The following is an 18,395-nucleotide window of genomic DNA, read 5'->3' as shown; positions in this document are numbered from 1 at the left end:
ACGCCCAGGTGGGCGAAATCCTGGCTGGCGTGAAGGTGATGAACAAGCTGATAGGGCTTGGTATGCCTGTTCGCCAGCCAGTGAATTGAGTGGTATCAACGGGTTGGGGAACGGCCATCCAGCGACGGATTTGATCAACAACGCCACAAAACAGGCTCATTATACGGGCTCGCAAACAGGTCGTAAACGGCCCCGCATGAAATTAATCGCCGATTTGTGAGCGAATTCGAACATCCGGCATGTCATCCCCCCATCCGGTAGGTGACGGGGCAGGCGGGCCGGTTGAAACGGGCACAGGGGGGGCGATGACAAACAACAAGGCCCCGCCGATTGGCGGGGCCTTCTGCGCTGTGCCGGGTGGCAACAAGACTCAGAGGGTGAAGCGCTGGGTCATATGGTGCAGGGTATTGGCCAGCTTGCTCAGCTCGACACAGGCCTGGGCGGTCTGCTGCGCCCCCTGGGCATTCTCGTCGGCGGCGGTGTGGATCTTGACGATGCTGCGATTGAGCTCCTCGGTGACCGCGTTCTGCTGCTCGGTGGCGGTGGCGATCAGGGTGTTCATGTCGGTTATCTGGGTGACGGCGCCATTGATGCTGTCGATGCTGCTCCCCGCTTCCCGCGCCAGCTCCACGCTCTCCTGCATCTGCTGACGGCTCAGCTGCATGGCGCTGCCCGCCTCGGCGGTGCGCTCCTGCAACACCTCGATCATCTTGCTGATCTCGGCGGTGGACGCCTGGGTGCGCTGGGCCAGACTGCGCACCTCGTCCGCCACCACCGCAAAGCCACGGCCCTGCTCGCCAGCCCGGGCCGCTTCGATGGCCGCGTTGAGGGCCAGCAGGTTGGTCTGCTCGGCGATGCCGCGAATCACGTCCAGCACCATGCTGATGCTGGCGCTGTCGGTCTCCAGTTGCTGCACCACGCTCCCGGCCTGCTCTATCTGGCGGGAGACCTGCTCTATGCTGCCGATGGCGCTGCGCACTACCTGGTTGCCCTGGGTGGAGGTGCGGGAAGCCTGCTTGGCCGCCCCCATGGCGTCCGTGGTGTTGCGAGCCACCTCATTGACGGTGGACTGCATCTCGTTCATGGCGGTGGCGACCTGAGAGACCTCTCCCTGCTGGCTTGCCATGCCTTTGGCGGACTGCTCGGAGATGGCGCTCACCTCCTCTACCGCGCTGCTGAGCTGGCTCACCGAGCCGGAGATTTCACTCACCAGCTCTGCCAGTGCCCCCTGCATCCGGTCGATGGCCGACCCCAGCTGACCCAGCTCGTCGCGGTTGAAGCGGTTGCCGCGGACCCACTCCTGCAGCTCGCCCCGACCGAGATCCCCGCTCGCGATGCGCTGGGCCTGACGGGCCAGCATGATGAGCGGGTCGCGGATCTGGCGGGTCAGCACCACCGAGAGGGCGACAACCAGGGCCAGGCCGATCACCAGGGCCAGGGTCACGCTCAGTTTGGCGCTGTCAAAGGCGTCCACCACCTCGGCACGGGAGCCCACGGAGTAGCCGTGGTTGATGCGGATAAGCTCACCCACCGACTTGGTCAGATTGGTATAGAGGGTAACCCCCTCCCCCATGAAGAGGTGCTGGGCTTCGGCCATCTGTCCCGAGTCCTGCATCTGCCGGATGCGCTGGTGCAGGGCGACATATCGCTCCCAGTCCGCCTTGACGATGTCAAAGGCGCGGCGCTCCTCCCGATCCTCCGCCCAGATGGTGCCATCGTGGGCCACTATCTGGCGCGCAGCCTCTTGCAGGCTCTTCTCGCTCTCGTTGCGATAGCGGGCCCTCTGCTGGGCATCGTCCGCCACCAGGAAGACATCCAGTTCGTAGCGGCGCAGGGCATTGATGGTCTCGCCGAGGGTGCTGGTGCGCACGACGGCGGGCAGGATACTGTCGGTAAAGCCGATGGCGGCGCGGTTCATCTTGCTGAATTCAAACAGCGAGAAGCCGCCGATAAAGGCCATCATCAGGCCGAGTACGGCAAAGCCGGCGGTAAGTTTTTTGCCTATCGTCATGGTGTTCATGGCATGTCCTGCATGGGGGAAAACAAGTGGCATTGCTGGGCGCAGGCCTGGCCTGCGCCTTCACTACCCTCCTTGGCAGCACATCTCGTCCCTGTCGGCGCGCACAAGGGCGGGCCCGGGGTGTCGGCGTCAACCAGACCGTCCGACAACACGGAGAGCCATAGCGACCGACACGGTCACAACTTTAGGTATTTTTCAAAAAAAGTGAGGAAAAGGAGACGGGGCCTGTCGGCGACAGGCCCCGGGAGCACTACCCTTTCAGACCACCGAGGAACTCGGCGCGGGTGTCGGGCTGGGTCTTGAAGACGCCGCCCAGGGAGGTGGTGGTGGTGTAGGAGGTGGAGTCCATCACGCCACGGGCCTTCACGCAGAAGTGGGTCGCCTTGATGCTGATGGCCACGTCCCTGGTGCCAAGCAGGGTCTGCAACGCCAGCAGGATCTGCTGGGTCAGCCGCTCCTGTACCTGGGGACGGCGGGCGAAGAACTGCACGATGCGGTTGATCTTCGACAGGCCAATCACCTTGCCGCGGGGAATGTAGGCCACGTGGGCAAAGCCGTCTATGGTGACGAAGTGGTGCTCGCAGGTGCTGGTGAGGCTGATGTCCCGCACCATGATCATCTCGTCCACCTTCATCTTGTTCTCGATCACCGTCACCTTGGGGAAGGTGGCATAGTCGAGGCCGGAGAAGATCTCGTTCACGTACATCTTGGCAATGCGGTGAGGGGTCTCGGCCAGACTGTCGTCGGCCAGATCCAGTCCCAGCGTCTCCATGATGGCGCGCATATGACCTTCGATTTTTTCCTTTTTCTGCTGGCCGCTCAATTCATTGGCCACCAGAGGTGTCTCAAGGCCCTCGGCCTCGAGCGCCGCCCTGACCAACAGGGCTTCCTGGCTTAAGCTCGTCATCGTGTTTCTCTCCCACGCTCAGGGACTGTGCTGGCCTGCGGCATGGTACCGCGGCGCAATCTTACAGGGCGATTATTGTCATAATTCTGTCTAACTCAAGCCCGGTGCCCGACTTTATGCCAAACCACCCCGTTTTGTCCGCACCGGCCTGCCCATTCGGGGGCAAGGCGCACGGCCGTGCCGCCTCTTCCCCACCTGCCATCCCGCGCAAGCCTCGCCCAGGTTACCCATCAGGAGGTAATTCAACGGGATAGCGCCCCATAATCCGATCACTCCGGGGCATCTGCCCCCCATTACCGCACCTTCGGTCTGCCCATCGGAGCGGATTTTTGGGATAATCCGCCCCCTACACACCAGAGAGGTCATGATGATGGGATTCGATACCGGTGCACTCCTCCCCTTGGACAAGGCCCTGCAAGGGATGCTGGAACAACTCACCTGCTGCTGCGAGACGGAGCGGTTGCCCCTGCCCCAGGCGCTGGATCGGATCCTGGCCGAGGAGATAAGCTCCCCCCTCTTCGTGCCCCCCTTCGACAACGCCGCCATGGACGGCTATGCCGTGCGCCTGGCGGATCTCGCCGCCGGGGTGCCGCTCCCCGTGGCGGGCAAGGCCTTTGCGGGCCAGCCCTATGAGGGGGAGTGGCCCGCCGGCCACTGCATCCGCATCATGACCGGGGCCCCTGTGCCCCCGGGTGCAGACGCTGTGGTGATGCAGGAAGAAACGCAAGCCGGCGACAACGGGATCACTTTCCTGACCCGCCCCGTTGCTGGCCAGAACATCCGTCGCCGCGGCGAGGATCTGGCGCAGGGTGCCCAGGTGCTCGAAAGCGGCCTGCGCCTGAGCCCCAGGGAGCTGCCGCTGCTCGCCTCCCTTGGCATCGCGAACGTCACGGTGCGCCGTCCCCTCAAGGTCGCCATCTTCAGCACAGGGGACGAGCTCAAGCCTCTGGGCATCCCGCTCCAGCACGGGGACATCTACGACTCCAACCGCTACGGGGTCAAGGCGATGCTGAGCCGCATGGGCTGTGAGTGCCTGGACCTTGGCATCATCCCCGATGATCCGGCGGCCCTGCGCGCCGCCTTCTTGCAGGCCGACCGCGAGGCCGATGCCCTGATCACCACCGGGGGAGTCTCGGTGGGAGAAGCGGACTTCACCAAGCAACTGCTCGAAGAGCTCGGAGAAATTGGCTTCTGGAAGCTCGCCATCAAGCCGGGCAAACCCTTCGCCTTTGGCCGGTTGCCAAACGCCTGGTTCTTCGGTCTGCCGGGCAACCCGGTCTCCGCCATGGTCACCTTCGATCAGCTGGTGCAACCGGCCCTGGCCAGGCTGGCCGGTCAGCAGTTTGCACGCCCGCACCCCCTCCAGGCCCTGGCGACAGCGCCGCTCAAGAAGAGCCCGGGGCGCCTGGACTTCCAGCGCGGCATCCTGAGCGTGGGCCCGAATGGCCTCGAGGTACGCAGCACCGGCTCCCAGGACTCCGGGGTGTTCAGCTCCCTGTCCCGGGCCAACTGCTACATCGTGCTCGAGCAGGAGCGCGGCAAGGTGGCCGCCGGTGAGACGGTCACCGTCGAGCCCTTCTCGGGGCTGCTGCTGTGAGCGAGATCCTGAGCGACGCCGAGCTCCTTCGCTACAACCGCCAGATCGTGCTCAAATCCTTCGACTTCGAGGGACAGGAGGCGCTCAAGCAATCACGCGTGCTGGTCATCGGCGCCGGGGGCCTCGGCTGCGCCGCCAGCCAGTATCTGGCGGTGGCCGGGGTCGGCCACCTCACTCTGGTGGATTTCGATCGGGTGGAGCTCTCCAATTTGCAGCGCCAGGTGCTTCACAGCGACGCGCGCATCGGCCAGCTCAAGGTGGAGTCCGCGGCGACGTCCCTGCGCGCCCTCACCCCCTGGCTCGAGGTGGAGACCCACGCCGCCCTCGCCGACGAGGCGCTGCTCAATGCCCTGCTGCCAGGCCATCAGCTGGTGCTCGACTGCACCGACAACGTCGCCATCCGCAACCTCCTCAACCAGCGTGCCCGCCAGCACAAGGTGCCCCTGGTCAGCGGCGCCGCCATCCGGCTGGAAGGGCAGCTTTGCAGCTTCACCTGGCAGGAGGATGAACCCTGCTACGCCTGTCTCAGCGCCCTCTTTGGCGATCAGGCCCTCACCTGTGTCGAGGCGGGGGTGCTGGCCCCCGTGGTGGGGCTGGTGGGCAGCCTGCAGGCGCTCGAAGCCATCAAGCTGCTGGCGGGCATGGGCAAAAGCTACAGCGGCCGCCTGCTGATGATCGACGGTCTGGGTGGCAGCTTTCGCGAGCTGAAACTGCCCAAACGCCCCGACTGCCCGGTCTGCTCAAGGCCCTGAGCAGCGCCCACAAAAAAGCCGAACCCCGGGGTTCGGCTTTTTTATCTACCTCTGCTGTCTGCTCCCCTCAATGGGTTGAGAGGATCCGCTGCAACAGATGATTGAACCCGGCAGGATCTTCCGCCGGCCAGGCGTGGTGACCATCCGGAGTGTGGATGGTGGCATTGGGCAGGGAGGCGAACTGCTCCACCCGCCGCGCCAGGGGCAGATAGTCGTGACTGGTGGAGATGATAGCCACCGGCTGCCAGAGGGTGCCGAGACGAGCCCGCACCGACCAGCCGGGCAGCGCCTCCAGCAGCGCCTTGTAGGTCTTCTTTTTGTTGCGCACGAAGCGCCCCCGGAAGGTGTGGCGCACCTGGGCGAGATCGGGGCCGGGAAAGAGTTCGCGACCGAGCCACCACGCCAGCGGCCGCATGCCGAACCAGCGCAGCCACTTGAGGCGCATGGCATAGCGCTCCTGCTCCTTTGGCGTCTCCAGCAGAAATTCGCTGAAGCCGTTGACCAGCACCAGCCCCTGCACCTTGTGGGGCAGTTGCAGCGCCAGCTCCAGCGCCACCATGGCACCGAGCGACAACCCCACTACCCAGGCAGGCTCGGGCTGCTCGTCGAGCCAGCGGGCCACGTCCGCCGCCAGGGTGGGCACGTCAAAGGGCCCCTCCTGCATGCTCTGGCCGTGGCCGCGCAAGTCCATGGCCACCACCCGGTAGCGCTCGGAAAAACGCTCGATCTGCGCCTGCCAGTCGAGGCTGGAAGAGCCCAGCCCGTGCAGCAAGAGCAGCAAGGGCCCCTCCCCCGCACTGCGCAGGGCCAAGCCATGGGATTTCATTACCTGATTGCGACGCACCCGTCCCCCCTTTCTCGACGCCATGCCGGCCACTCATGGCCAGCCAATCCGTACTCCGGTCCCCTGTCTACCCCTCTCCCACCAGGCTCACCGCCTTGATGTAGGCGTAGAGGCGCATGGCCGGCGTCAGGGCGAGCCGCTGCGCGGAGCGGCTGGTGATCCGGGCCAGCAGTATCTGCTGCCCGAGAGCCAACTGCAACAGGGTCTGCCCCGGTCGCACCTCCCGCACCTCCAGCAGCCGGGTCTCGAGGCAGTTGGAGAGGCTGGAGTGCACGATGGGCTCGGTGGCGATCACCAGATCCCGCGCCGCCACCTTGATCTGCAAGGGGCCTGCTTCATCGGGGGCATGCTCCATGGTCACCATCAGGGTCTGCTCCCCGAGTCGCAGGGTCGCCATCTGCTCGTGCTCGTCGTAGTGGGACAGGGTCGCCGATAGCATGACCCCGACGTCGTCGCGACTGGCCAGCGACAGGTCGGTGCGGGCGAAGATCTCCTCGGGGGTGCCCTGGGCCTCCACCCGTCCCTCTGCCAGCAGCACCAGTCCATCGCAGAGCAGGCTCACCTCCTCCATGGCGTGGCTGACGAAGATCATGGGGATGCCGCTCTCCTGCTGCAAGCCCTTGAGCACGTGGGCCTGATGGATGCGGCTGCGCCTGTCCAGCGCCGAGAAGGGTTCATCCAGCAGCAGCAGATCAGGCTCGGCCAGCAAGGCCCTGGCCAGTGCCACCCGCTGACGCTGACCGCCGGAAAGGCCGTGGGCCGGTTGCCCCAGCAGCTCGGCAAAGCCAAGACGCGCAGCCAGATCCTCTGGCTGCCAGCGCCCCCTCCCCTTGCGAGCCGCCAGTTGCAGGTTGCCGAGCACGCTCAGGTGGGGGAAGAGACGAGCATCCTGAAACACCAGCCCGATGCGCCGCGCCTCGGGGGGCAGGGCTGCAAGCTCGCGCCCCTGCCAGCGCAGGGCATCGCCCGGGGCCTTGTCGAGCCCGGCGATGATGCGCAGCAGGGTGCTCTTGCCACAGCCCGAAGGACCGAACAGGCCGAGGATGCGGCTGGGGGGCAACGCCAGATCGCACGCCAGGGTGAAGGGGCCGAAATCACGTCTGGCCTTGAGGTAGAGGCTCATCCGAACAGCCTCCGTTGCCGACGTTGCAGCACGCCGTAGACCAGCACCAGCATCACCAGGGAGAAGCCCATCAGGCCGCCTGCCAGAATATGGGCATTCTGGTAATCCATCGCCTCCACGTGATCAAACAGGGCGATGGAGAGCACCTGGGTCTCCCCGGGAATGTTGCCGCCGATCATCAGCACCACCCCGAACTCCCCCAGGGTGTGGGCAAAGCCCAGCGCCGCCGCCATCACGAAGCTGGGCAGCGTCATGGGCAGGATGATGCGAAAGAAGCGCTCAAACGGGCCCATCCCCAGGGTGGCGGCAGCCTCCAGCTCCTTGTTGCCCATGTTGACGAAGGCGGAGGTGAGGGGCTGTACCACGAAGGGGAGCGAATAGATGACGGAGGCGATGAGCAGGCCGAGAAAGCTGAAGGCGAGCGGGGCCCCGAAGGTCTCCCGCCACCAGTCACCGAGGCCGTACTCCGGGGAGAAGGCCAGCAGCAGATAGAAACCGAGCACGGTGGGCGGCAGCACCAGCGGCAGGGCCACCATGGCCTCCACCATGGGGCGCAGCCGGTGCTGGCTGCGAGACAACCACCAGGCGAGCGGCGGCGACAGCAGCAGCAGGATGGCAGTAGTGCTGGCCGCCAGTTTCAGGGTCAGCCAGACCGCCAGCAGATCCCCTTCACTCATAGGGTCCCCTCTCGGGTGTCGATAAAAAACAGGGCGCCGTCATGACGGGCGCCGCCTTGGGACACATCAGGCACCGGATCTGGCCAGCACGGGGCTGGCCGGCAGACGCCGGGCGCTTACTGCGGCAGGGCGTAACCCGCCGCCTTGATCTGCGCTTGTCCCGGCCCCTTGAGCCAGGCCACCAGGGCATCCACCGCCGCCCCTTTCTTCAGCACCAGGGCCTGCTGCTCGATGGGGGGATAGAAGCTGGCCGGCACCGCCCAGGCTTCGCCGGTCTTGCCCGCCTCCACCAGATTGGCCCAGGCGACGAAGCCCAGCTTCGCATTGCCGGTATCGACGAACTGCCAGGTCTGGCTGATGTTGGTGCCGGTCAGCACCCGATACTGCTTGGGATCGATCTTGAGATGAGCCAGGGTCGCCATGGCGGCAGCGCCATAGGGCGCTGTCTTGGGGTTGGCGATGGCCAGCTCCCCCTGCCAGTGGCGCAAGGTGGCCTCGTCAGGAGCAGGCCCCCCCTTCTGCCAGAGGCCGAGCTGACCGATGGCATAGGTGAAGCGTTCGCTCCCCTTGCCTTCCGACTCCAGCTTTTGAGGGGTCGCCACGTCGGCCGAGAGGAAGAGATCGAAGGGTGCACCGTGGGTGATCTGGGTATAGAGCACGCCGGTGGCCGCCGAACTGATGACGACGCTGTGGCCGGTCTTGGCGGTGAACTCCTTGCCGATGCGCTCTATGGTGCCCTTGAAGTTGGCCGCGACCGCCACCTTGACCTCGTCAGCCAGCACAGCACCGCTGTACATGGCGCCGGCCCCCAGCACCAACACGGATACCCATCTCTTCATTCCGTTGCTCCTTATGTTCCGGCACAGCCGGATCGATTGACACGAGCCCGAGGCTCACTCCCCTTGTTGCCAGCGGGCCAGGGCGGCGTCATCGCTCGCCCTGGCCTCGACCCAGCGTTGCACCCCGTCGGCGGTCAGCTCTTTTTTCCAGAACGGCGCCCGGGTCTTCAAGAAATCCATGATGAAGTGGCAGGCCTCGAAAGCCGCCTCGCGGTGGGCGCTGCTCACCACCACCAGCACGATCTGATCCCCGAGCAGCAGCTCGCCGATGCGGTGAATGAGGGTGCACTCCTGCAGGGGCCAGCGCCCGCGGGCCTCGGCCACGATGCCCGCCAGCGCCTTCTCGGTCATGCCGGAGTAGTGTTCGAGGGCCAGCCCTTTTACATGCTCCCCCTGATTGAAGTCGCGCACCTTGCCGACAAAGCTGACAATCGCGCCTGTGTCCTGCCGGGCAGCAAGGCGGGCATATTCGTCGGCCAGCGAGAAGTCATCCCGCTGCACCAGAATGCGATCGGTCATGGTCAGCCTCCTGTCGTCACTGGAAGGAGAGGGAAGAAGGCGGCCTCACCACAGTCCCGCAGCTCAGTGGCGCGATCTACGGTCATTATCTCGTTCATCCTTAACCTCCGGTCACCGGCGGGAAGAAGGCGACCTCATCCCCATCATGGAGGGGGGTATCCAGCGGCACCAGGGTCTGGTTGACCGCCACCAGGAGCTTGCCGGATTCGAGTGCCAGCGCCCACTTGTCACCCCGCTCGCTCAAGGCGGCGCGAAGGGCATCGGCACTGGCGTAGTCGCAAGGCAGGCTGAGCTCGTCGCAGCCGACCAGCTCACGCACCTGCGCAAAAAACAGAACCTTGATCATGCCTGCTCTCCTTTGGTCGCACCCAGTTGGAAATGACCGGACTTGCCGCCCTTTTTCTCCACCAGACGCACCTGCTCGATCACCATGTCCTTTTGCACCGCCTTGCACATGTCGTAGATGGTCAGGGCCGCCACCGAGGCGGCGGTGAGCGCCTCCATCTCCACCCCGGTCTTGCCCGAGAGCTTGCACAGAGTGCGGATATGGACCCGATTGTGCGCCGTCTGGGGGGCTATCTCTACCTCCACCCGGGTCAGGGCCAGGGGATGGCACAGGGGAATAAGGTCGGCGGTCTTCTTGGCCGCCATGATGCCGGCGATGCGGGCGGTGGCGAACACGTCCCCCTTGTGGTGCTGACCGCTCAGGATCAACGCCAGGGTCTCGGGGGCCATGGTCACGAAAGCCTCGGCGCGGGCCTCGCGTTCGGTCACCTGCTTGTCGGTGACATCCACCATGTGGGCCTCGCCGCTCTGGTTGAGATGGGTCAGGTTCATCTATGCCCCTATCGAAAAATAAGATGGATGATCCGGGTTTACTCCCGGGATCACAGATGGGTCACGAAGTTGCACGGCCGGGTACGGGCGTCGAGCTGATCCCGGATAAGCTGTTCCCAGCCCAGGCGGCAGGCGCCGGTGGAGCCGGGCAGGCAGCAGATCAGGGTGCGATTGGCGAGCCCGGCCAGGGCACGGCTCTGCATGGCGGAGCCTTTTATCTCGGCAAACGAGAGCTGGCGGAACATCTCGCCAAAACCCTGCACCGTGCGCTCGAACAGCACGCCGACCGCCTCGGGCACCCGGTTCTGCTCGTTGAAGCCGGTGCCGCCGTTGATGAGCACCACCTGGACTCCCTCGTCGGCAATCCAGTCGCTCACCTGGGCGCGGATGCGAAACAGGTTGTCTGGACAGAGCGCCCGATCGGCCAGCACGTGGCCGGTCTGGGTCAGGGCCTCGACCAGATAGTCCCCCGAGCTGTCATCGGCAGCGGTGCGACTGTCGGAAACCGTCAGGACGGCGATCTTGAGAGGGATGAATTCGCTGTGTTTGGGTGCCATTGGGGCCATTCCTGTCAATCATTGACCACGAGAGGATGAGGTGAACGCGCCGCACCTTGGTGCCAGCCATGAAAGGAGCCGGTGGGCGCCGCGTTGCCGGGAAGGGATTCTATCAAAAGATGTCTGGCTGGGGGGCGTCATTGCCCATTAATCTCGAAGGCCGCCGGATCCCGAGGATCCGGCGGCCTTCCCATCAGAAGCCTGGCACCCCTTTCATGTCAGGCAGTTGGTGCGCAATCCCCTTGTGGCAGTCGATGCAGGTGTTGGCCCCGCTTGCCAGGTTGGTGGAGTGCATCTGGGCGGCCCGACGCCCTTGCAGGGAGAAGTCCATGTACTCGAAGTTGTGGCAGTTGCGGCACTCGCGCGAATCCGTCTCCTTCATCCGCTGCCACTCCCGCTCGGCCATCTCCCGCCGGTGGGATTCAAACTTCTCGCGGGTATCCACCTTGCCGGTGATCATGCCCCACAGCTCCTTGGAGGCCTGCACCTTGCGGATGATCTTGTAGGTCCACTCGTGGGGTACGTGGCAATCCGGGCAGCTGGCCCGCACGCCGGAGCGGTTGGCGTAGTGGATGGTGTCGCGGTACTCCACGAACACGTTGTCCTTCATCTCGTGGCAACCGGTGCAGAAGGCCTCGGTGTTGGACGCTTCCATGGCGGTGTTGAACCCGCCCCAGAAGATGACGCCACCGAAGAAGCCCATCAGCAGGATGACCCAGAGGGCCGCCTTCGACGGTGACTTGAAGGTGGTCCACAGACGCTTCACAAAGCCGGGTAATTTCATCTATGGGCTCCTCAGTTCAACGCTTCAACCGGTTTGAAGGTATTGTTCACCAGCGGCTTGGCGTCCGCTTGCGGCACGTGGCACTGCAGACAGAAGTAGCGGCGCGGAGAGACTTCGCCCAGGGTCATGCCGTCGCGGGTCTCGAAGTGGGTGGGGCTTATCTTGGGGGCCTTCATGGCACTGGCATTCTTGAAGCTGTGACAGGCCAGGCACTTGTTGACCTTGTTGTCCACTTCATAGTTGCGGGTGTCGTGGGGGATCAGCGGGGGCTGGTGCATGTACTGGCGATCGTAGAGGTCGCCATCCTTGCGAAAGTTCTTCAGAGGGGCCGCGTCGGCATCCGTCACCAGATCTGTGCTTCCCCGCTCCGACTTGATGCCCCCCGTGCTGTTGGTGATCTCGGGGACGGCCGCCATCAAGGAACCCGCCATCAGGCAGGCCAGCATTGCTCCAATCAGCTTCTTCATTATGTGTTCTCCGACGTTTTCTCTGCCTTGAGGGCAAAACCTACAGTGATTTCAAAAACTTGCTCCGCGCAGACATCGATGCAACGGCCGCAGTTGGTACACTCCTGAGCCGCAATCAAGGGCCCGTGACCACGCCTGGCACCGTGAACGGGGCCGCGCAGGATGGGACGCTCCGGGCAGACCGCATAACAATCCATGCAGTTGCTGCACCGCTCGCGCCCCGAGGCTGCAATCTTGATGAACCCGACCCGGTTGACCAGGGCATAGAAGGCCCCCACCGGACAGAGGTGGCCGCACCAGCCCCGCTCCACCACAAAAAGGTCGAACAGGAACAGCACCGCCAGCAGGCCCCAGCCCGCCCCCATGCCAAACAGCAGGCCCCGCAGGGTGAGCGACACCGGATTGACCAGCTCCCACACCAGCACGCCTGTGATGGCCGGCGCCACCAGCACCATGGCCAGCAGCCAGTAGCGGGTAGCGCGGTTGAACTGACCATTGCCCTTGAGCCCGAGCCGCCCCCTGAGCCAGGCGGCGACATCGGTGACCAGGTTGACTGGACAGACCCAGGAGCAGAACACCCGCCCCCCGACCAGCCAGTAACCCGCGAGCACCAGCCCGGCCCCGAGCCACAGGGTGGGGATGGGCCACTGGCCCGCCGCCACCGACTGCAACAGGGTCAGGGGATCCGTGAGGGGCACCGTCTCCAGCAGCAGGGAGCTGGAGAGGTTGCCCTTGAGGATCCAGATGCCCGCGAGCGGCCCCAGCAGGAACAGCCCCAGCACCCCGAACTGGCAAAGCCGGCGCAGCAGCAGGAAGCGGTGGGCACGCCACCACCCCAGCCTGGCCGTGGCCTCGGCCCCTGGATACCGACTCATAGACCCTCCGGTTTGCGGGTCGGCAGGGTGAGCCTGTCGCCGATGAGCGATTTGCCCGCCTTCGCCTTCTCTTCCCAGCCGAGCCGGTAGTGGTGACCCAGCTCCCCCTTGGCAAGCTGGCGAGGCACCACCTTGATGGCCGCCTCCTCCAGCACGCAGGCGTGCTCGCACTTGCCGCAGCCGGTGCAGAGATCGCTGTGCACCGTGGGCAGGAACATGGCGTGCTTGCCTGTGCGCGGGTTGTGCTGCAGCTCCAAGGTAATGGCCTTGTCGATGAGGGGGCAGACCCGGTAGCAAACGTCGCAGCGCAGCCCCAGGTAGTTGAGGCAGGTCTCGTGATCGATGAGCACCGCCACCCCCATCCGCGCCTGATCGATATCGGTCATGGCCCGATCCAGCGCCCCGCTCGGGCAGGCCGCCACGCAGGGGATGTCGTCACACATCTCGCACGGAACGGCGCGCGCCTTGAAGTAGGGGGTGCCGGTGGTCACGGGTTCAAACAGCCGGGCGAGCTTGAGGGTGTCGTAGGGGCATGCCTCGACGCAGAGCCCGCAGCGCACGCAGGCGCCGAGAAACTCGGCCTCGTCGAGGGCGGCCGGCGGGCGCAGCGCCTGGGCAGGCAAAGCCTGCACCTGCTGGCGCGCCACGCCGCCGAGCCCCACGCCAAGCAGGCCCACACCGCAGACCCCCTTGGCCATGTCGGCCAGAAACTGGCGCCGACTACGACTCATCTCGCGCTCCCCCGCCTCAGGCCTTCATGACCTTGACGGCGCACTTCTTGTAATCCGTCTCCTTGGAGAGCGGATCGGTGGCGTCCAGGGTCAGCTTGTTGACCAGCTGGCTCGCATCGAAGAAGGGCATGAACACCAGTCCCTTGGGCGGACGGTTGCGGCCGCGGGTCTCGACCCGGGTCTTCACCTCGCCCCGGCGGGAGGAGACGATCACCTCTTCACCACGGCGCACGCCACGGGCCTTGGCATCTTCCGGGTGCATGAACAGCACCGCATCCGGGAAGGCGCGATAGAGCTCGGGCACGCGACGGGTCATGGTGCCGGTGTGCCAGTGCTCCAGCACGCGACCGGTGGAGAGCCACATGTCGTACTCTTTGTCCGGAGCTTCGGCAGCCGGCTCATAGGGCAGCGCGAAGATCACCGCCTTGCCATCGGGCTTGCCGTAGAAGCGCACCCCCTCCCCCGCCTTCACGTAAGGGTCGAACCCTTCGCGATAGCGCCACAGGGTCTCCTTGCCGTCCACCACCGGCCAGCGCAGGCCACGGGCTTCGTGATACTGATCGAACGGCGCCAGGTCGTGGCCATGGCCGCGACCGAAGGAGGCGTACTCCTCGAACAGCCCCTTCTGGACGTAGAAACCAAAGTGCTCGGCCTCGTCGTTCAGGGCCCCCTTGCTCTGCTCTTTCGGGAACTGGTTCACCTGGCCGTTGGCATAGAGCACGTCGAACAGGGTCTTGCCCTTCACTTCCGGCATCTTGGCAATCAACTCAGCCGGCCACACCTCTTCCACGGTGAAGCGTTTGGAGAACTCCATCAGCTGCCACAGGTCGGACTTGGCCCCTTCCGGTGCCTTCACCTGCTGGTGCCAGAACTGGGTGCGACGTTCGGCGTTGCCATAGGCCCCCTCTTTCTCCACCCACATGGCGGTGGGCAGGATGAGGTCGGCCGCCTGGGCGGTCACGGTCGGATAAGGGTCGGAGACCACGATGAAGTTGGCCGGGTTGCGATAACCGGGCAGCGCCTCTTCGTTCATGTTCGGGCCGGCCTGCATGTTGTTGTTGCACATCACCCAGTAGGCGTTGAGCTTGCCATCCTTGAGCATGCGGTTTTGCAGCACGGCGTGGTAGCCCACCTGCTCCGGGATGGTGCCTTCCGGCAGCTTCCAGATCTTCTCGGCGATGGCGCGGTGTTTGGGATCCGTGACCACCATGTCCGCCGGCAGACGGTGGGCGAAGGTACCCACTTCACGGGCGGTACCACAGGCGGAGGGCTGGCCGGTCAGGGAGAAGGGGCCGGAGCCCGGCTGGGAGATCTTGCCGGTCAGCAGGTGGATGTTGTAGCAGAGGTTGTTGGCCCAGACGCCACGGGTGTGCTGGTTGAACCCCATGGTCCAGTAAGAGACCACCTTCTTGTCCGGATCCGCATAGATCTGGGCCAGCTTCTCGAGCTTGTCCTTGGGCACGCCGGAGAGCTTGGAGACGGACTCCAGATCGTAATCCGCCACGAACTTGGCGAAGTCGTCGAAGCTCATGGGGGTGGAGTCGCCGCTGTCCGGGTTCTTGGCCTTTTGCTGCAGCGGGTTGGTGGGACGCAGGCCGTAACCGATGTCGGTCACCCCTTTGCGGAACTGGGTGTGCTTGTTGACGAACTCCCAGTTCACCTTGTCGTTCTGGATGATGTAGTTGGCGATGTAGTTGAGGATCGCCAGATCGGTCTGGGGGGTGAACACCAGCCCGTTGTCCGCCAGCTCGAAGCTGCGGTGCTCGAAGGTGGAGAGCACGTGCACCTGCACATCCTGGTGGGACAGACGGCGATCGGAGATGCGCGACCAGAGGATGGGGTGCATCTCGGCCATGTTGGAGCCCCACAGCACGAAGGCGTCGGCCTGCTCGATGTCGTCGTAGCAGCCCATGGGTTCATCCATGCCGAAGGTACGCATGAAGCCCACTACCGCGGTGGCCATGCAGTGACGGGCATTGGGATCCAGGTTGTTGGAGCGCAGGCCTGCCTTCATCAGCTTGGCGGCGGCATAGCCTTCCCAGACGGTCCACTGGCCGGAGCCGAACATGCCGACGGCGGTCGGGCCCTTCTCTTTCAGGGTCGCCTTGAACTTCTCGGCCATGATGTCGAAGGCCTGATCCCAACTGATGGGGGCGAAGTTGCCGTTCTTGTCGAACTTGCCGTTCGTCATGCGCAGCATGGGCTGGGTCAGGCGATCCTCCCCGTACATGATCTTGGAGAGGAAGTAGCCCTTGATGCAGTTCAGGCCACGGTTGACCGGTGCATCGGGATCCCCCTGGGTCGCCACGACGCGGCCAGCCTGGGAGCCCACCAGCACGGAACAGCCGGTCCCGCAGAAGCGGCACGGTGCCTTGTCCCAGGTGATGGCGGTCTTGTCGGTACTGGTGATCAGGTTCGCCGCCAGAGTGGGGGCACTGACACCGGCCACGGCAGCGGCTGCCGCCACCGCATTGGCCTTCATAAAGTCGCGTCGACTCAGCTTCATGACATATCCTCGCATTGCTTAATCACATCAATGACAGCCATTGTGACGAGCCGCGCTGGCTCAGCTCCATGGCGCTTTATTCCTTTGCTCTGGGCTTTTCGTTCATCGAACGCAGACAACAGACCCGGCATCCCGTGTATTACCCGTGGCGGTCAGCGAACGACTCTTGCGCTTCTGCCACATGACGCCTTATTCCCCATCTTCGGCGTCCATTTCATCGAACTGGTGGTAGATCAGGGCCGCAGAGAGCACCCCGGGCAACCCCTGAATGGTGTCGATGGCCGCCATGATGGGGCGCTGGCTCGGCCCCTCCAAGGTCACCACCAGCTTGCCCTCCTCGCTGACGGCGTGGATCTCGGCCCCGTCCAGGGTCGCAATCCGCTCTGCCAGGGCGTGGCGCAGATCGGGCTGGGTCAGCACCACCAGGCTGGATACATGGAACTCTTCTCGCGTCATATCACCGTTTTCCAACTTGTTCGTCTCTTGGGTCATCGCGAAGCCTCGCCACGAGACAGACCGATGCTGATACTGCCCACTGGGCAATCCGCTACGCAGGCCCCGCAGCCGTTGCACGACTCGGCATGGATGCCGGGGGTGGGTACGCGCCCCAGCCGGGGGGAAAAGCGGATGGCCTGCTGCTCGCAGCTGTCCTGACAGCGCTGGCAGAACACCTGGGCAGTGGCCAGACAGCCCGCCTCGATATGGGCCACATACTCCCAGGGTGTCTGGGTTGTCGGCCTGAACACCGGCGCCTGGCAGGCGCTCACACACTCGGTGCAGAAGGTGCACTCGCCGCGGTGAAAATCCACCGTGGGGAAGCCCCCGTCTCCCTTGATCAGGATCTGCTCCGGACAGGCCGCCAGACAGTCGCCGCAGCGGGTACAGCCGGCCACGAACTCGTCCCAGGAGACGGACCAGGGCAACTGGATCCCAGCCTTGGGGGCGCTCAGGCGTCCCCGAAACAGGCCTCTGCGTGACAAGTTGACCCCGTCGGTCATATCGACTCCTCTTTTCGGGGACGAATGCCCCCGCGCGGATCCCGTGACTGGCATTTTCAATGCCAATTATAAGCGTGGGTGTATATTGCGGCCCTGACAAGTCAGGGGATATACCACCAGGGGGATAAACAGGGGGGATTCTTGCGCTGGATCAAACCCTTGGCGCAATTAGGCAAGACAGGGGCAAGGCAAATTACCCCTATGTGAGGATTGCTAATTAATCGCTGGCCATTTGGGCCTGGCGATCGGGGTCAGCCGCCGATGGAGGCCAGGTGGGGGGTCATGCCCGCATTGCCGTCGTGCAGGCGGTGGGTGGCGGCCTTGCCGGTCAGCGCCTGGCGGATCCGCCACTGCAGCGCCTCCTGCTGGTCGTCGGCCGTCAGCAGATCCCGCAACTCCACCCCGTTGTCACCAAAGAGGCACAGGTGCAGCTTGCCCACGGAGGAGACCCGCAGCCGGTTGCAGCCGGCGCAGAAGTCCTTGCTGTAGGGCATGATGAGCCCCACCCCCCCCTGCGACGCCGGGTGCATGAACACCTGGGCAGGACCGTCGTCCAGGCCTCGCAGTTGCTGCACCCAGCCTGTCTCCAGCAGTCGCTGCTTGATGAAATCCCCGCTGGTGTGGTGATCGCGAAACAGGGTGTCCATCTCACCGGTCTGCATCAGCTCGATGAAACGCAGTTCGATGGGTTTGTCCCGGATCCAGGCAAGGAAAGCATCCAGCTGGTGGTCGTTGAGCCCCTTGAGCAAGACCGCATTGATCTTGACCGACTTGAAGCCGGCGGCCAGCGCGGCATCTATCCCCGCCATCACCTCGGTCAGTTTGTTCTCGCCGGTGATCTGGTGAAACTGCCTGGGATCCAGGCTGTCGACGCTGACGTTGAGGGCATTGAGGCCCGCATCGAACCACTCCCGGGCCCGCTCCTTCAGGCGGTAGCCGTTGGTGGTCATGGCCACCTTCTCGATGCCGGGCGTACTGGCGACCGTCTCTATGATGGCGGTGAAGTCGCGGCGCAGGGAGGGCTCGCCACCGGTCAGACGCACCTTGCGCGTCCCCATGGCGGCAAAGCCGGAGACGACGCGGCGGATCTCCTCCAGGGAGAGAAAGGACTTGCGCACCTCCGAGGGGCGATAGCCGTCCGGCAGGCAGTAGGTACAACGAAAATTGCACACGTCGGTGACCGACAGGCGCAAATAGTAAAAGCGACGGGAAAAACCATCTTCAAGTGGCAACATAAACACCTTTCCAAATACGGGAGGCCAGGGCATTTCTTTCCTGACCCTTTCAGCTCGAACATCGGCTGACGGCGATCTCCCCCTATCTCAATGACTTAGGCAAAACCGCTCGGAGTTCATCTAGTTT

The 18,395-nt window shown here is 64.4% G+C and carries 21 protein-coding genes and 1 riboswitch; of the genes, 3 read left to right on the top strand and 18 right to left on the bottom strand.

Annotated features, from left to right (window positions below; genetic code table 11):
* On the top strand, positions 1-220 hold a 220-nt coding region (locus J9889_RS00600), incomplete at its 5' end, for a hypothetical protein (RefSeq protein WP_210555810.1).
* Positions 221-370: 150 nt separating this feature from the next.
* Here the strand turns inward: J9889_RS00600 and J9889_RS00595 are convergent.
* Positions 371-2,020, bottom strand: coding sequence for a methyl-accepting chemotaxis protein (locus J9889_RS00595; RefSeq protein ID WP_161470240.1), 1,650 nt, complete (start codon positions 2,018-2,020; stop codon positions 371-373).
* 250 nt (positions 2,021-2,270) lie between these two features.
* A complete protein-coding gene (gene folE, locus J9889_RS00590) occupies positions 2,271-2,927 on the bottom strand; it encodes a GTP cyclohydrolase I FolE (RefSeq protein ID WP_010674171.1) in 657 nt (218 codons plus the stop codon).
* Positions 2,928-3,297: 370 nt separating this feature from the next.
* Between folE and moeA the strand changes: the two genes are divergently transcribed.
* Positions 3,298-4,524, top strand: coding sequence for a molybdopterin molybdotransferase MoeA (moeA, locus tag J9889_RS00585; RefSeq protein ID WP_275059485.1), 1,227 nt, complete (start codon positions 3,298-3,300; stop codon positions 4,522-4,524).
* Positions 4,521-5,276: a molybdopterin-synthase adenylyltransferase MoeB gene (gene moeB / locus J9889_RS00580; RefSeq protein WP_161470241.1), complete on the top strand. Its 756-nt coding sequence runs from the start codon at positions 4,521-4,523 to the stop codon at positions 5,274-5,276. The genes moeA and moeB overlap by 4 nt, the downstream gene beginning before the upstream one ends.
* Before the next feature lie 67 nt (positions 5,277-5,343).
* Here the strand turns inward: moeB and J9889_RS00575 are convergent, their stop codons facing one another.
* From J9889_RS00575 to moaA, 16 genes are all read right to left on the bottom strand, one after another.
* Positions 5,344-6,120, bottom strand: a complete 777-nt coding sequence (locus tag J9889_RS00575; RefSeq protein WP_161470248.1) for an alpha/beta hydrolase — start codon at positions 6,118-6,120, stop codon at positions 5,344-5,346.
* Positions 6,121-6,187: 67 nt separating this feature from the next.
* Positions 6,188-7,243: a molybdenum ABC transporter ATP-binding protein gene (modC, locus tag J9889_RS00570; RefSeq protein ID WP_210555808.1), complete on the bottom strand. Its 1,056-nt coding sequence runs from the start codon at positions 7,241-7,243 to the stop codon at positions 6,188-6,190.
* Positions 7,240-7,920, bottom strand: a complete 681-nt coding sequence (modB, locus tag J9889_RS00565; protein WP_210555807.1) for a molybdate ABC transporter permease subunit — start codon at positions 7,918-7,920, stop codon at positions 7,240-7,242. The genes modC and modB overlap by 4 nt, the downstream gene beginning before the upstream one ends.
* 116 nt (positions 7,921-8,036) lie before the next feature.
* Complete coding sequence (gene modA, locus J9889_RS00560) at positions 8,037-8,759, bottom strand: molybdate ABC transporter substrate-binding protein (protein ID WP_010674164.1); 723 nt, start codon at positions 8,757-8,759, stop codon at positions 8,037-8,039.
* A gap of 54 nt (positions 8,760-8,813) precedes the next feature.
* Positions 8,814-9,278, bottom strand: coding sequence for a molybdopterin synthase catalytic subunit MoaE (moaE, locus tag J9889_RS00555; RefSeq protein ID WP_201996786.1), 465 nt, complete (start codon positions 9,276-9,278; stop codon positions 8,814-8,816).
* 100 nt (positions 9,279-9,378) lie between these two features.
* Complete coding sequence (moaD, locus tag J9889_RS00550; protein ID WP_010674162.1) at positions 9,379-9,624, bottom strand: molybdopterin synthase sulfur carrier subunit; 246 nt, start codon at positions 9,622-9,624, stop codon at positions 9,379-9,381.
* Positions 9,621-10,115, bottom strand: a complete 495-nt coding sequence (gene moaC, locus J9889_RS00545) for a cyclic pyranopterin monophosphate synthase MoaC (protein ID WP_010674161.1) — start codon at positions 10,113-10,115, stop codon at positions 9,621-9,623. The genes moaD and moaC overlap by 4 nt, the downstream gene beginning before the upstream one ends.
* Positions 10,116-10,165: 50 nt before the next feature.
* Entirely contained in the window at positions 10,166-10,672 is a 507-nt protein-coding gene (gene moaB / locus J9889_RS00540) for a molybdenum cofactor biosynthesis protein B (RefSeq protein ID WP_039038846.1), read from the bottom strand.
* A 193-nt stretch (positions 10,673-10,865) separates the two neighbouring features.
* Positions 10,866-11,456: a cytochrome c3 family protein gene (locus J9889_RS00535; RefSeq protein WP_010674159.1), complete on the bottom strand. Its 591-nt coding sequence runs from the start codon at positions 11,454-11,456 to the stop codon at positions 10,866-10,868.
* A gap of 11 nt (positions 11,457-11,467) precedes the next feature.
* Positions 11,468-11,923, bottom strand: coding sequence for a nitrate reductase cytochrome c-type subunit (locus tag J9889_RS00530; RefSeq protein ID WP_041212738.1), 456 nt, complete (start codon positions 11,921-11,923; stop codon positions 11,468-11,470).
* On the bottom strand, positions 11,923-12,798 hold the full coding sequence (gene napH, locus J9889_RS00525; RefSeq protein WP_210555806.1) for a quinol dehydrogenase ferredoxin subunit NapH: 876 nt from the start codon (positions 12,796-12,798) through the stop codon (positions 11,923-11,925). The genes J9889_RS00530 and napH overlap by 1 nt, the downstream gene beginning before the upstream one ends.
* Positions 12,795-13,529, bottom strand: a complete 735-nt coding sequence (gene napG, locus J9889_RS00520; protein WP_049636342.1) for a ferredoxin-type protein NapG — start codon at positions 13,527-13,529, stop codon at positions 12,795-12,797. The genes napH and napG overlap by 4 nt, the downstream gene beginning before the upstream one ends.
* A 16-nt stretch (positions 13,530-13,545) precedes the next feature.
* The gene (napA, locus tag J9889_RS00515; protein WP_210555805.1) at positions 13,546-16,035 is read right to left on the bottom strand and encodes a nitrate reductase catalytic subunit NapA; all 2,490 of its coding nucleotides are present in this window, start codon (positions 16,033-16,035) and stop codon (positions 13,546-13,548) included.
* A 189-nt stretch (positions 16,036-16,224) separates the two neighbouring features.
* Positions 16,225-16,527 carry a chaperone NapD gene (locus J9889_RS00510; protein WP_010674154.1) on the bottom strand — a complete coding sequence of 101 codons (303 nt, stop codon included), beginning with the start codon at positions 16,525-16,527 and terminating at the stop codon, positions 16,225-16,227.
* Positions 16,524-17,033: a ferredoxin-type protein NapF gene (napF, locus tag J9889_RS00505; RefSeq protein WP_041212734.1), complete on the bottom strand. Its 510-nt coding sequence runs from the start codon at positions 17,031-17,033 to the stop codon at positions 16,524-16,526. Before napF ends, J9889_RS00510 begins: the two co-directional genes overlap by 4 nt.
* A 251-nt stretch (positions 17,034-17,284) precedes the next feature.
* Positions 17,285-18,268 (bottom strand): GTP 3',8-cyclase MoaA, encoded by a 984-nt coding sequence (gene moaA, locus J9889_RS00500; protein ID WP_210555804.1) that lies wholly within the window; start codon positions 18,266-18,268, stop codon positions 17,285-17,287.
* Positions 18,256-18,395: riboswitch (molybdenum cofactor riboswitch) on the bottom strand. (Overlaps the previous gene by 13 nt.)

This window comes from Aeromonas sp. PrichA-15, assembly GCF_017939245.1.
In the GTDB taxonomy this organism is placed as follows: Bacteria; Pseudomonadota; Gammaproteobacteria; order Enterobacterales; family Aeromonadaceae; genus Aeromonas; species Aeromonas caviae.
This window is presented reverse-complemented; position numbering and strand designations above follow the sequence as displayed.

Bases quoted from the DNA above. Each gene is read 5' to 3' on its own strand.
- moeA (WP_275059485.1), top strand. From the start codon at position 3,298: ATGGGATTCGATACCGGTGCACTCCTCCCCTTGGACAAGGCCCTGCAA.
- napA (WP_210555805.1), bottom strand. From the start codon at position 16,035: ATGAAGCTGAGTCGACGCGACTTTATGAAGGCCAATGCGGTGGCGGCA.
- modB (WP_210555807.1), bottom strand. From the start codon at position 7,920: ATGAGTGAAGGGGATCTGCTGGCGGTCTGGCTGACCCTGAAACTGGCG.
- J9889_RS00510 (WP_010674154.1), bottom strand. From the start codon at position 16,527: ATGACCCAAGAGACGAACAAGTTGGAAAACGGTGATATGACGCGAGAA.
- modC (WP_210555808.1), bottom strand. From the start codon at position 7,243: ATGAGCCTCTACCTCAAGGCCAGACGTGATTTCGGCCCCTTCACCCTG.
- J9889_RS00595 (WP_161470240.1), bottom strand. From the start codon at position 2,020: ATGAACACCATGACGATAGGCAAAAAACTTACCGCCGGCTTTGCCGTA.
- modA (WP_010674164.1), bottom strand. From the start codon at position 8,759: ATGAAGAGATGGGTATCCGTGTTGGTGCTGGGGGCCGGCGCCATGTAC.
- napH (WP_210555806.1), bottom strand. From the start codon at position 12,798: ATGAGTCGGTATCCAGGGGCCGAGGCCACGGCCAGGCTGGGGTGGTGG.
- moaD (WP_010674162.1), bottom strand. From the start codon at position 9,624: ATGATCAAGGTTCTGTTTTTTGCGCAGGTGCGTGAGCTGGTCGGCTGC.
- J9889_RS00535 (WP_010674159.1), bottom strand. From the start codon at position 11,456: ATGAAATTACCCGGCTTTGTGAAGCGTCTGTGGACCACCTTCAAGTCA.
- J9889_RS00530 (WP_041212738.1), bottom strand. From the start codon at position 11,923: ATGAAGAAGCTGATTGGAGCAATGCTGGCCTGCCTGATGGCGGGTTCC.
- moaA (WP_210555804.1), bottom strand. From the start codon at position 18,268: ATGTTGCCACTTGAAGATGGTTTTTCCCGTCGCTTTTACTATTTGCGC.
- folE (WP_010674171.1), bottom strand. From the start codon at position 2,927: ATGACGAGCTTAAGCCAGGAAGCCCTGTTGGTCAGGGCGGCGCTCGAG.
- moaC (WP_010674161.1), bottom strand. From the start codon at position 10,115: ATGAACCTGACCCATCTCAACCAGAGCGGCGAGGCCCACATGGTGGAT.
- moaB (WP_039038846.1), bottom strand. From the start codon at position 10,672: ATGGCACCCAAACACAGCGAATTCATCCCTCTCAAGATCGCCGTCCTG.
- moaE (WP_201996786.1), bottom strand. From the start codon at position 9,278: ATGACCGATCGCATTCTGGTGCAGCGGGATGACTTCTCGCTGGCCGAC.
- napG (WP_049636342.1), bottom strand. From the start codon at position 13,529: ATGAGTCGTAGTCGGCGCCAGTTTCTGGCCGACATGGCCAAGGGGGTC.
- napF (WP_041212734.1), bottom strand. From the start codon at position 17,033: ATGACCGACGGGGTCAACTTGTCACGCAGAGGCCTGTTTCGGGGACGC.